The sequence below is a fragment of the Myxococcus sp. AB056 genome (genome assembly GCF_006547365.1).
Taxonomy (GTDB): Bacteria; Myxococcota; Myxococcia; order Myxococcales; family Myxococcaceae; genus Myxococcus; species Myxococcus virescens.
Genome location: NZ_VHLB01000158.1, coordinates 1 through 11,156, shown reverse-complemented (window position 1 = coordinate 11,156; position 11,156 = coordinate 1). Strand labels below are relative to the sequence as shown.

The window sequence follows — 11,156 nt, the reverse complement described above, 5'->3', positions numbered from 1 at the left end:
CTTCGGCAACGGGGGGCGCCGACACGACGACCTCGGCGGGCACCTTGCTCCGTGGACGCTCCACCGGCGGCGTCTCCCGCTGGGCCTGGGCGACCGTCGGAGGCTGTGCGCGCTCGTAGACGCGGCCCGCCTGGAAGGAGCCCACGGCCCCCGTGAGCGCGGCCACGCCCACGAGCACCTTGAGCTTGAGGCCCGTGGCCACCGTCGCGCCACCCGCGAGCGGCTCGGACGCGGGCGCCACCAGAGCCGGTGAGGGAGCCGCAGGGGCCGGGGGCGGCTGGAGGGGCGCCAATCGGGCCGCGAGGGACGCCAGCTGTGCGGCCGAGGGCCCATCGTCCAGGGCGGAGCCCAGCAGCTCGCGTAGCTCGGGCGAGGCATCGGAGGACTCCTCCAGGAGTCGCACGGGCTCGGGCGTCCTCATCTCTCGCCTCCTTGCAACCGGGCCACGGCCTCCTGGACCTGCTTGCGCGCAGCGTACAGCCGCGCGTAGGCGGTCTGCACGGGGCACCCCACCGCCTGGGCCACGTCGGCCATGGCCCACTGCTCGATTTCGAAGAGGACGAACACCGCCCGCTTGTCCTCGTCGAGCGCATCCAGGATGCGGTCCAACCGGGCCCGCGCCTGCGTGCGCGCCACGGACTCGAGCTGCTCGGGGGGACGGGCCTCGTCAGGAGTCTCCGCGACGGGGGTCTCCCGCCGGACGTGGGCCCGCTTGCGATGGTCCGAGGCCAATCGCATGCAGATGCCGAAGAGCCACGCGGCCACGGGCGCGCGCGGGTCGAACTCGGGGAGACGTCGATGGACCACCAGGAACGCCTCCTGGCAGACGTCCTCCAGGTCCGCCTCCCTCACGCCCATGCGCCGCAGCGTGCGCCACACGAAGGCCGCGTGCTGGGCATGCACCCGCTCGAAGTCGAGCGGTTCCGCCCCTTCGGGAGCGGGCAGGGCTTGGGGAGGGGAGGGCATCGCGCGGGAGTCCGGGGCCGGCGGACTCTAGTGAGCTTCCCGGCGCCAGGTGAAGCGCTACCCGCCCCCGGTGACTCAGGGCCCCCGGAACGACAGGCCCAGCTCGACGAACGCGCGGAACGGCGCCCCCAAACGCCCCTCCCAGGCGGAGGTCATCGGCAACGTGGGACGCAGCCACCCCACCGCGGCGCCGCCCCCCACATGCAACGCGGTGGCGCTCCCCAGTCGCAGCTCCAGCTGGGCTCTCGCCACCGCGTCACCTCGGATGAGCAAGTCCACCTCGTCCACCGCCGGACCCTTTGAGTTCGCCATCACGAACGAGAACGCCGCCGCCGCGCACGTGGACACCTCCCATCGGGAGCCGCCCACCACCAGCGGACACAGCCCCACCTCGGGCGTCGCCAGCATCAGGTCCACCCGCCCGTCCTCAAGCTCCGAGCGGGCCCAGGGCACCACGGAGAGCCCCACGAGCCACGTCACGCGCCCCGCCCCCCGCCAGCCGACGCGGCCTCCCCATGCGAGGCCGTCCGAGAACCCCGTCGTCGTCAGCGCGGAGACGGACACCGTCGAGCGACCCGGCCACGGCGCCGCGCGAGTCGGTGGGGATGACTCCTCGACAGGGACGTCCTCCTCCTCCGTCGTGTCGGGCGCTTCGGGGCGCGGTGGTGCCTCCTCGGCGGGAGGCACGACCTCCGAGGGCACCGGGGCGGGCTCCTGGGGACGCAGGGCCTCCGGGTCGATCATCAACGCAAGGACCAGCACGAGCCGACGCTCAATGTCCGCGCACGCGGGCGTGGCGGAGTCGATGTCGCGGCTGCCCAGGACGGTACCCCGAGCGTCCACGAGCGTGAGCCTCGCGGACCACCCCGACGAGGACGCCGGCTCCAGCACGCCATGGATGAGCACATCCGGCAGGGCCCCGAACACGGGGCGCCCCAGGCGAGCCTCCACCGCGCGCGCCAGGGGCGCCGCCTGGATGCACTCCGAGGGCGCATTCCAATGCAGTCCCCACCGCGCCGACGAAGGCGCTGGCGACGCGGTGGCGAGGAGCGGGAGGACCACCCCCAGGAAGAGGGGTGGGGTCATGAGGACACGCGGGCGCGCTGGAGGTGGCTCATCCGGGTGACCTCTGTATCAGAGGTCGAATCCCCGGTTCCCCGTCAGCTTGTTCGGCGCGAGCTTCACATCCGTCCCGTTGAAGATGAAGAGGGGGAGTCCAATCGCCAGCAGTGCGCCGCCACCAATCAGCGAGCCCATGCCCACCTTGCGCAAGGTGTTGTCCTTCGGAAGGGATGAATCGGAGGACCCCGTGCCGTCGAGGGCCATCGCCACCCCACCCGCCACCGCCAGGGAGACGCCGAAGATGGTGGCGAGCCAGCCGGTGGTTCGCAGTCCGGAGCTGCCCGGGTCGACCTTCAGGGACACATCCCGCCCGTGGTCCAACAGCGTGAAGCGCCGTGAGGGCGTGATGCCAGACCCCGCAATGAAGAAGTCCGTCGTCGGGTCGCGAAGGGTGACGTCGCAGGGCATCGTGCACTCGCGCTGGTAGTGGATGATGCCCACGGTGCCCGTACCTCCCGTGGTGGCGACGGTGCCGTATCCCTCGCTCGTGACGCGGAAGAGGCTGACCTCGGGGGCGTCCGTCTCGATGCGCACCCGCACGGTCTCATCACGGGGCGAGGACGGCGATTGGGCAAGCGACGTGGGCGCGACGAGACTCAGGGCAAGCAGCAGGCTCAAGATGTTCCTCCAGACAGCGTGGGCAGCGTCGCCAGATGAATGGAGGCCGGCGCTCCGGATTTTGAAAGGCATTTGTCCGCCCCTTTCCTTGGCAAACGGGGGACCCCTCCGTATTCAACGCGAGCACAAGCGGTGGGGCCCCACTTCCAAGGAGCTGCCGATGAGTCGTCACCAGACTGTCCTCGTCACCGCCGCCACGGGGCGACAGGGCGGAGCCACGGTCCGAGCGCTGCTGGCGGAAGGCAGCACCTCCGTGCGGTGCGCGTCCTGGTCCGCAACCCGGAGGCTCCTAACGACGTATAGGCGGGATAGAGGCCCTGTTGAGGATGAGGGCTGGAGCGGAGGGGCCGAGGAGGGCCGCTGACGGAGCCGCCCGAGCGATGCTCCCGGCCGGTGGACAGGCCGCGCAGCCCCTTTGGGGTACACGCCTGCCCAGGCCGCGCTCCCATCAGGTGCGTGGCAGGGGCCGCCGGCGCTAATTTGCGTCTCAACACGACGCGGCCTGGGGTGGCCCTCGTGCCGGGGCCAACCTCGCACAGGCCGTGGCCAAGCCCAGGTGCTTCAGAATCGCCCGCACCCCGGGGGCCCCCTTCACGTACGCCAAGACCCGCCGCCTGCCTCCACACCTCACGCAGCCGAACACGTTGAAGTCGAACGTCCTCCTGAGCAACTCGGCCCAGTCTACTCGCGGTGTCCTCTCCTTCATCCGTTCCTTCCTGGCCGCTGCCTCAAGCCCCGCGCGCACCTCCTCCGCACCTGCTTGAGGGACCAGAAATGGCCGCAGTTTGGCTCCTGGAGTGAAGACGCCGTGGAACACCTCGTGAGGTTTGCCCGAGGCGCAGGCACCAGGGACGCCAGGCGACGCAGCAACTCCAACCCGGTGAAGAGCAGGTGCGTGGTGCCGTCCGGCAGCGGGCGCTTGTGTCACTCCCACATTTGGGACGCATGACAGCGGGATTTATAAGGCACTATTCATAATGTCGGGAGGAGATACACGCCAACTAGGAATGCCGGTTGCCGAAGCACTACCCAGTGGCTCCCTTACGTTCGTGGCTGGACGGATAATTCGCATTATTCCATTTCCAGGCAAGCTGCCTAAGGCTCAGTTGAAAGCGCCCAAGAAATGACGAACTCATACGACTATTTTGCAGGAAAACTCAAGTGCATTGCCTGCGGCGAAACTACCTCGATCGATAGTCCTACAAACATTCAGACATATATATCCGACAAGCCGGAAGGGAGAGTGCTTTCGGAAGGCGATGCAGTGCAGGTTGATGTGCGGCGAATTGAGAATGATGAATATGATGGCTATTTTACTGTAACTCCCCCGACTGAACAGGAGCCTGTTCGGATCCTACAAGCTTGGGACTGTCCCGCCTGCGGTAGTCCCTTGAACTGGGCTGAGATCGTACTTGGCGATGGAGTAATACACAGCATTGTCTCCGTGCCATTTGATCGTGAGCATTTCGCGCGGAGTAATCTAATTTCCTTGGAAGTCGCTGGGGTTGCCGCGGAATTGCTGCGCATGCCAATAAAGCACGTACTAGGAAGGAGAGCGGTTGACTTGCTCAAAGGCTATTTCAATATGTGATGCCCGTGCCGAGTTGCCGCGATCTTCTGAGGGGTACACGCCTGCCCAGGCCGCGCTCCCCCTCAGGTGCGTGGCAGGGCCTGACTCGCTTCTTCCACAGCTCCGCGTCTGCCGTGCGCGCCACCTTGCGCGCGCCGGCTCAGCGACGCCAGACGGGGTTCGTGCAGCGAATACGGTCCGACCGGTGCTGCTACTGCTGGACCAAGCCAGCTCTCACACCGCCCAGCGGTCGCAGGCCCTTACTGCGCAGTTGGACATCCGCCTGCTCTGGTTGCCCAAGCAGCGTCCCGAGCTCAACGCCATGGACCCCGTCTGGAGGGAGTTGACGCTGCACATCTCGGCCAATCTCCAGTACCCCAGCGTCGATGCTCAGGTCGACGCCGCCGTCCTGTGGGTGCTGTCGCTCACTCCCACCCGGGCCCTCCGCAAGGTGGGTATCCTCGCGGAGGCAGCGAACTCCACGGCGAGGCGGCGGAGGTGGGCCTGGGCGACGGCGTCAAGGGAGTCGTCGTCGTACAGTCCGAGGTCGTAGTCCGAGGCCTTAGGGGATGTGCTCGTTCAGGCGGAAGGCGGACACCCGGCCATCCGGGATGAGCGACACTCTGTAGCGGATGGTCTTGGGCCCGAACTGCACCAGGTACGTGTAGAGGCGGTCGTCACCCACCACTTCCCGCTTGACCAGGACGAGCGGCCCCGCCGGCGCCAGGCTTTGCAGCAGTTGCTGATAGAACGGCACGGCCTGGCCCCAGAACCACCAGGGGGCGTACGCGAACTCGACTGGCTCCATCGTCCCGGCCCGTGCCTGCTCGAGCAGCGTGGTGAGCCGGGCGGTGACCTGCGGCTCGAGGTCCGGGATGGGCGTCAGCGGGGGCACGGCGAGCGCGGGGTTGACGATGGCAGCAATACCTTCCACGAAGGTCATGGGGTTTGCCCCACTCGAGTTGGCCAGCACGACGATGGAGAGAGAGTCTCCGATGAAGCGGGAGTAGGTGGTCCGGAAGCCCTGCCACCCACCGGTATGCTGGTGCAGGGGCTTGCCATTGCGCTCGAGGATTTCCCATCCAAAGCCATAGGGCTGGGTGGCTCCGCTGTTGAGCTTCACGGGGGACAGGATTTCCTGCCAGCTCTTCGGGCTCAGGATGGAGCGCTGCGCCACGGCGGTATCCCAGGCCAGCATGTCCTTCACGGAGAAATAGAGCGCACCGTCCCCGGTGGTGTTGAGGGAAGGCGAAACCCATTCCTGGTTCTTCACCTCGCCGCGGACCACGCGGTAGCCGGCCGAGCGGTTGGGAATGATGTCCGCCTCGCTGATTCCGCGCGCCGTCTTCATTCCGGCGGGCCGGAAGACGTGCTCACCGAGGACGTTGGTGTAGTTGGTGCCCGCGACGCGGTTCACGATGATGCCCAGGAGGACGTAGCCGGAGTTGCTGTAGTTCCACCGCAGACCGGCGGGAAATTCCAAGGGCAACTCGTAGATGAAGCGCGTGAATTCCTCGTCCGTGTAGTCCTTGCGCTCGTCGAGCAGCCCCTCGAGGTCCTGGATGCCGGAGGTGTGCGTCAGCAGGTGGCGCACTGTGATGGGGTGCCACTTGGCGGGCGCGTCGGGGAAGAACTTCGTGATGCTGTCGGAGAGCGAAATCCTGCCCGCCTCCACCTGGTGCATCACCGCCATTGCGGTGAATTGCTTGCCCAGGGAGCCAGATTGGAAGAGGGTGTCCTTGCTGACAGGAACTCGATGCTCCAGATTGGAAAAGCCATACCCCTTTGCCAGCACGACCCTTCCGTGGCTCACGACGCCCACGGCGAGGCCGGGCACATTCTGTCGTTTCTGCTCCGCGCGGACGAAGGTGTCGATCCGCTTGCGGAGCGAATCATGTGCGGCGGCGGGGCGGCTCGTGAACAGGCCTACAAGGAAGACAGCAACCAATGTGATGGATTGCAAGAAACCGCGCATGGGAGCTCCTCATGCCCGGACGGGTAGGGGTCACGGGTATGCTCACGAGAACATTGCTCCCTCTGTGCTGTAAATAATTGTGGTGAATTTACCTTTTGTTGGAAGTCGCAATGCTCAAATCCACCGTGCGATTCGCGTATTCGCACAATGCGCTTCACGCCTGTGGAGGGTTTCTCACGTATAGGCGGGATAGAGGCGCAGTTGAGGGTGAGGGCTGGAGCGGAGGGGCCGAGGAGGGCCGCTGACTCCGCTCCTTTCTGGCCGCTGCCTCAAGCCCCGCGCGCACCTCCTCCGCACCTGCTTGAGGGAGCTCTCGCGATACGATGGCGCTGCCGAGGTACGGGACGACGTGCGTCTCCACCCATGGGTCGGTCGGCCCCACCCATTCGACCGCGACGTAGAACGACTCCAGGGCGGGGTCGGATGGCACGAGGGCGAGGGACATCAGCTCGCCGCCGAAGCCGTTGAATTCGGTGTCCAGGTAGTAGCGCATCACGTCTTCCTCGGGTTGGTGCTGCGATAACTGGCAGAGGTGGCCCGCGCAGCGAGGGGGGAGCGGGCGACGCTCCAGCGCCTGGGCCAGCTTCTTCTCTGCCTGGTTCCGGTTCCGCGTCTCCCGTGCCTTGCGCGCTCTCTCCGCCCGGGCTGCGGCGTGGGCGGCTGCCTCCTCCGCGGGCGGAACACCGTCAGCACGAGACGGACGGGCCCGTGCAGGGGCTGGATGCGGGCCAGTGCTGCCACCTGCGCGACGCGGGCCTTGTACGCCATGGCCTTGTCGGACGGCACCAGCCCGCGGCCCTTGGCCGGGGCGCCAGTCGTCGTTGGCGCTGAGCGGGTACGGCAGCACGAGGCGCACCTCGGCGCGCGGACACAACCTGACGCACCCGGGCGCGCAGCTCCGCCGGGGGCAGCACCTCAAGCAGACGGGGCAGGAGGCGCCACTTGCTGGCGGAGCGGACGCCTCGCGCCGCGCCAGCGGACTCCAGCAGAGCCAGCATCTCTGGGCGCCACAGCAGGCGCGCGGTAGCGCCTGGGCTCGGGCTCGGGTTGTCCCGCGCCGGGCGCACCTGCTCGAGGACGACACCGCCGCCCTCGGCGCGGGCCAGCACCACGCCCCATCAGGACGGTACCAGCACGCGGCCGCGCTCCAGGTGTCGCTCACCTGCGACGAGGGTGCAGCGGTCGAACACCGCGCTGTAGGACAACTCCTGGACCGGCAGGCGGCGCAGCGTGTCCGCGTCCGCCTTGACCTCCCAGGCGTGGCGGCACTCGGGGCCGATGGTGGCCACGTCCACCCGCACCAGCCCGTACTCCAGCCCCACCTCGTGGAGCACCCGGGCGCCGGGATACGTGCCCGCGGCGAGTTGGGCCAGGGGCTGGCGGATGTCCGCGTCGCGCAGGCACGTCACGGAAGGCTCCGGTAGAATGTGGCCGTGGGCTGGAGCGCCCACGAGCACGGGGGAACACAGCCATGGCCGACAACAACGACAGCGCCGAAAGGACCGACTGGACGAAGGTGCTGCTCAAGTGCCCGGAGTGCGGGAAGGAGAAGCCGGTGGTTCCCGACTTCGGACTCATGACGCTGGGCGGGCATCCGCCATCCCCTCAGTTCAGGTGCAACGTGTGTCGCATCGCCATCGTGACCAGCCAACTCTGACATCACGGCTTCAGCCCTCCGTCGAGGATGCGGTCGTGCAACTGGCAGGTGCAGCGGCAATGCCCGTTGGTGCGCGAGAAGCGGCAGCCGCGCTCGTGGCGTTCGTACTTGTCCAGGGCATGGGTCACCGTGCTCAACCGCCCCTCAAGCTCGGCGATGCGCTCCAGCGCCATGCCCAGTGCCTCTTCCGGGACGTATAGGCGGGATAGAGGCCCAGTTGAGGGTGAGGGCTGGAGCGGAGGGGCCGAGGAGGGCCGCTGACGGGGCCGCCCGAGCGATGCTCCCGTCCGATGGACAGACCGCTTGAACCCCCTTGGGGTACACGCCTGCCCAAGCCGCGCTCCCATGAGGTGCGTGGCAGGGGCCTGGGCCTGTTGGCTGTCTTGCGCCTCAACACCACGCGGCCTGGGGTGGCCCTCGGTGCCGGGGCCAACCTCGCACAGGCCGTGGGCAAGCCCCGGTGCTCCAGAATCGCCCGCCCCCCGGGGGGCCCCTTCACGTACGCCAAGACCCTTAAGCCTGCCTCCACATCTCACGCAGGCGAACACGTCAACATCGGACGTCCTCCTCCGCAGCTCTGCCCAGTCCACGTAAGAGTTCACCGTGCCCTGTCGTGCCGGACTCCCTGGGGGCGTGAAACCTCCAGGCCTCGTGAAATAACTGTGCACTGAGGCCACGCCCCCGCTGCGATGCCACGAGGTCGTAGAGGGCGCGCGTATCCGCTGACGTCCGGCCTCGCGCTCACCCCGAGTTGACCGGCGAACGCATCGTCGAGAAGCGCGAACGCGAGTCCCTCCGGCATGAGGGTGGCTTGGTGCGAGAGCCAGGCGACGTACCGCGCCGCATCAAAGGGATTCGGAGAGCCGATTCCGTGGTCCTCAAGCGCCGCGGCTCGTCTGTGCTCCCGGTCAGAGAGGTGACGCGGCGAAGGGCTGGCCGTCGTGCCGACACTGCTCCAGCTTCGGGTTTCTCGGCCTTTTCAAGCGAGGAGCCCCTGCATCACGCCACAACCTGGCATGGGCCGCAGGGCAGGCTTGCACCATGGGTGTTCGTTTGATACGCGAAATCCTACCGATTCCAGACGGTGTGGCGCGTGATTGTCGCCTCCGCTGCCGGTGCTCCATCCGAATGTTCGGAAAAGCTGGCGGGCTCGCTCGTGCTGCAAGGCGCGGCGTTCCCTTCACTTCGTTCGTCCGTGCCGTCTCCTTGGGGGCGGTGCGGGCGTCTTCTCCATTCGAGGACATGACATGACCATTTCCGTTCGAAGCGTGCTGCGGCACCACTTCCGGCACTTCAACGCCCGGACCCTCGTGGATGCAGCGGACGCCTGGGCGGCGCACGCCGATGACGGTGGCAAGATGATGGTGACGCTCGCCGGTGCCATGAGTACGGCGGAGCTGGGGATCTCGCTCGCCGAGATGATCCGCCGCGACAAGGTCCACGCGATCACGACCACGGGCGCGAATCTGGAGGAAGACGTCTTCAACCTGGTGGCCCAGGAGCACTACGTGCGGGTGCCCGATCCCCGCAGCCTCACGGCGGAGCAGGAGGCCGAGTTGCGCGATAAGGGTCTCAATCGCGTGGCAGATACCTGCATCCCGGAAGAGGAGGCGATGCGCAAGGTGGAACGCCCCCTCCTCGAGCTCTGGCAGAGGGCGGAGCGGGACGGGCGCCGCCACTTTCCCCACGAGTACCTCTACGAGCTGCTCCTCTCCGGCGCGCTGGCTGGCTCGTACCAGGTGGATCCTCGTCATTCGTGGCTCCTGGCGGCTGCGGAGAAGCGCCTTCCGATCTTCGTACCGGGATGGGAGGACTCCACGCTGGGCAACGTGTTCGTCGCCAGCGTGATGCGCAAGGCGCTGGAAAACTGGAGTCCAATCCGCGGCGGCGCCGAGTACATGGCGGCCCTCGCCGACTGGTACCGGGAGACCTCCTCGTCCGCGAAGGTCGGCTTCTTCCAGATCGGCGGGGGGATCGCCGGCGACTTCCCGATTTGCGTGGTGCCGATGCTGCGCCTCGATTTGGAGGAGGAGGTCCCCTACTGGTCCTACTTCTGCCAGATCTCCGACAGCACGCCCTCGTTCGGCTCCTACAGCGGCGCACCACCCAACGAGAAGATCACCTGGCACAAGGTCGACGTCGACACGCCCCGCTTCGTGATCGAGTCCGATGCGACGATCGTGGCGCCGCTGGTCTTCTCGTACGTCCTCGACTGCTGGGGCGTGAGCCAGAAGAAGAGCTGAAAAGAGCGGCACTGGAGACCCTGCCGGCGAGGTGCTCCGGCTCGGGTTCCACAAGCGCTCCGCCATCGACTCGGGCGTGCGGATCGGCTCCGCCGCCCGGGTGCTGCCCGCCAGCACCCGGGGCGCGATTCGCATGCAGCCCCCCAGAGCAGAACGTCGAAGAACGGGCCGGTTGCCGTGAGCCAAAGCGGAATCAGAGGGCCGAGGGCCCTGGCCCTCCATTGGCGTATACGCGGTTTGAGTCTCTCCGGGTTTTGTTGGGCAAGCTTAGGCCTCTGACCAGGAGGAGATTAACGAGCGGTCCGTGCGTGTTCCCGATGCATGAGGACGCACGCACGGAATCAAAGGCTGAAGCTGAAGCAGGCGGACAGGGCAGCGCTGGAGGCGCTGACACACCGCGGGCGCGAGTCGGTGCGTGTGTTGAGGCGAGCGCGGGCGCTGCAGTTGCTTTCCGAGGGCTGGACGGTGGTGGGGGTGGCCGAGGCAGTAGGCGTCACGCAAACCACGGTGCGCACCGTACGCCGCCGCTACCTGGAAGAGGGGCTGGGAGCGGCGCTGCATGAGAGGCCACGGCCCGGGGCGGCGCGACTTCTAACGGAGACGCAGGCCAGCGGGGTAGTGGCCATGGTGTGCTCGCCGCCGCCAGAGGGCCGCGCCCGCTGGACGGTGCGCCTCATTGCCCAGGAGGCGGTGCGCAGGGGCTTGGTTGCGAAGGTAGGGCGGGAGACCGTGCGCGAGCTGCTCTTGCGCCATGATTTGAAGCCTTGGCGGGAAAAAAATGTGGTGCGTGCCCGAACTGGATGCCCACCACATCGAACGCATGGAGGACGTGCTGGAGTTGTACTCACGGCCGCTGTGTCCGGCTGAGCCTGTTGTCTCCCCCTGTGTCAGGGAAGTTGTCGCCTCGGCCGAGATGCCGAGCCGATGACGCCTTGGGGGCGAGAGCAGGCAGGACGCGGTGTCGTATACGGCTGCATTCAAGTTGCAGATGGTGAAGCGGATGGT

The 11,156-nt window shown here is 67.3% G+C and carries 12 protein-coding genes and 1 pseudogene; 5 read left to right on the top strand and 8 right to left on the bottom strand.

Features of this window, described 5'->3' with window-relative positions:
* From FMP39_RS36185 to FMP39_RS36170, 4 genes and pseudogenes are all read right to left on the bottom strand, one after another.
* A pseudogene (locus FMP39_RS36185) lies at nt 1-421 on the bottom strand (hypothetical protein); the annotation flags it as partial.
* On the bottom strand, nt 418-966 hold the full coding sequence (locus tag FMP39_RS36180) for an RNA polymerase sigma factor (protein WP_141594511.1): 549 nt from the start codon (nt 964-966) through the stop codon (nt 418-420). The gene FMP39_RS36180 and the pseudogene FMP39_RS36185, both read right to left, overlap by 4 nt.
* A 75-nt stretch (nt 967-1,041) precedes the next feature.
* The gene (locus FMP39_RS36175) at nt 1,042-2,052 is read right to left on the bottom strand and encodes a hypothetical protein (protein WP_141594510.1); all 1,011 of its coding nucleotides are present in this window, start codon (nt 2,050-2,052) and stop codon (nt 1,042-1,044) included.
* Nucleotides 2,053-2,100: 48 nt separating this feature from the next.
* Entirely contained in the window at nt 2,101-2,706 is a 606-nt protein-coding gene (locus FMP39_RS36170) for a hypothetical protein (protein ID WP_141594509.1), read from the bottom strand.
* Between the two features lie 1,123 nt (nt 2,707-3,829).
* Between FMP39_RS36170 and FMP39_RS36165 the strand changes: the two genes are divergently transcribed.
* Both FMP39_RS36165 and FMP39_RS36160 read left to right on the top strand, forming a co-directional pair.
* Nucleotides 3,830-4,297 (top strand): hypothetical protein, encoded by a 468-nt coding sequence (locus FMP39_RS36165; protein ID WP_141594507.1) that lies wholly within the window; start codon nt 3,830-3,832, stop codon nt 4,295-4,297.
* A gap of 70 nt (nt 4,298-4,367) precedes the next feature.
* Nucleotides 4,368-4,829 carry a transposase gene (locus FMP39_RS36160; protein WP_228558628.1) on the top strand — a complete coding sequence of 154 codons (462 nt, stop codon included), beginning with the start codon at nt 4,368-4,370 and terminating at the stop codon, nt 4,827-4,829.
* Between the two features lie 9 nt (nt 4,830-4,838).
* Here the strand turns inward: FMP39_RS36160 and FMP39_RS36155 are convergent, their stop codons facing one another.
* The 3 genes from FMP39_RS36155 to FMP39_RS36145 all read right to left on the bottom strand — a co-directional run bounded on the left by FMP39_RS36155 (nt 4,839) and on the right by FMP39_RS36145 (nt 7,660).
* The gene (locus FMP39_RS36155; RefSeq protein ID WP_141594505.1) at nt 4,839-6,251 is read right to left on the bottom strand and encodes a serine hydrolase; all 1,413 of its coding nucleotides are present in this window, start codon (nt 6,249-6,251) and stop codon (nt 4,839-4,841) included.
* Between the two features lie 154 nt (nt 6,252-6,405).
* Entirely contained in the window at nt 6,406-6,744 is a 339-nt protein-coding gene (locus tag FMP39_RS36150) for a hypothetical protein (protein ID WP_141594504.1), read from the bottom strand.
* 625 nt (nt 6,745-7,369) lie between these two features.
* Nucleotides 7,370-7,660 carry a hypothetical protein gene (locus tag FMP39_RS36145; protein WP_141594503.1) on the bottom strand — a complete coding sequence of 97 codons (291 nt, stop codon included), beginning with the start codon at nt 7,658-7,660 and terminating at the stop codon, nt 7,370-7,372.
* A gap of 62 nt (nt 7,661-7,722) precedes the next feature.
* Between FMP39_RS36145 and FMP39_RS36140 the strand changes: the two genes are divergently transcribed.
* Nucleotides 7,723-7,908 carry a hypothetical protein gene (locus FMP39_RS36140; protein ID WP_011552213.1) on the top strand — a complete coding sequence of 62 codons (186 nt, stop codon included), beginning with the start codon at nt 7,723-7,725 and terminating at the stop codon, nt 7,906-7,908.
* A 2-nt stretch (nt 7,909-7,910) separates the two neighbouring features.
* On the opposite strand, the gene FMP39_RS36135 is transcribed toward FMP39_RS36140, so the two are convergent.
* A complete protein-coding gene (locus FMP39_RS36135) occupies nt 7,911-8,081 on the bottom strand; it encodes a hypothetical protein (RefSeq protein ID WP_153881169.1) in 171 nt (56 codons plus the stop codon).
* 1,074 nt (nt 8,082-9,155) lie between these two features.
* Between FMP39_RS36135 and FMP39_RS36130 the strand changes: the two genes are divergently transcribed.
* Nucleotides 9,156-10,151, top strand: coding sequence for a deoxyhypusine synthase family protein (locus FMP39_RS36130; protein WP_141594502.1), 996 nt, complete (start codon nt 9,156-9,158; stop codon nt 10,149-10,151).
* A gap of 321 nt (nt 10,152-10,472) precedes the next feature.
* The gene (locus FMP39_RS38780; protein ID WP_141594501.1) at nt 10,473-11,018 is read left to right on the top strand and encodes a helix-turn-helix domain-containing protein; all 546 of its coding nucleotides are present in this window, start codon (nt 10,473-10,475) and stop codon (nt 11,016-11,018) included.
* Nucleotides 11,019-11,156: the final 138 nt, after the last annotated feature.

What these genes read in the sequence shown, in the direction of transcription:
- FMP39_RS38780 (WP_141594501.1), top strand. Translation starts at nt 10,473, where the DNA reads ATGAGGACGCACGCACGGAATCAAAGGCTGAAGCTGAAGCAGGCGGAC.
- FMP39_RS36140 (WP_011552213.1), top strand. Translation starts at nt 7,723, where the DNA reads ATGGCCGACAACAACGACAGCGCCGAAAGGACCGACTGGACGAAGGTG.
- FMP39_RS36135 (WP_153881169.1), bottom strand. Translation starts at nt 8,081, where the DNA reads ATGGCGCTGGAGCGCATCGCCGAGCTTGAGGGGCGGTTGAGCACGGTG.
- FMP39_RS36165 (WP_141594507.1), top strand. Translation starts at nt 3,830, where the DNA reads ATGACGAACTCATACGACTATTTTGCAGGAAAACTCAAGTGCATTGCC.
- FMP39_RS36180 (WP_141594511.1), bottom strand. Translation starts at nt 966, where the DNA reads ATGCCCTCCCCTCCCCAAGCCCTGCCCGCTCCCGAAGGGGCGGAACCG.
- FMP39_RS36155 (WP_141594505.1), bottom strand. Translation starts at nt 6,251, where the DNA reads ATGCGCGGTTTCTTGCAATCCATCACATTGGTTGCTGTCTTCCTTGTA.
- FMP39_RS36150 (WP_141594504.1), bottom strand. Translation starts at nt 6,744, where the DNA reads ATGCGCTACTACCTGGACACCGAATTCAACGGCTTCGGCGGCGAGCTG.
- FMP39_RS36130 (WP_141594502.1), top strand. Translation starts at nt 9,156, where the DNA reads ATGACCATTTCCGTTCGAAGCGTGCTGCGGCACCACTTCCGGCACTTC.
- FMP39_RS36175 (WP_141594510.1), bottom strand. Translation starts at nt 2,052, where the DNA reads ATGACCCCACCCCTCTTCCTGGGGGTGGTCCTCCCGCTCCTCGCCACC.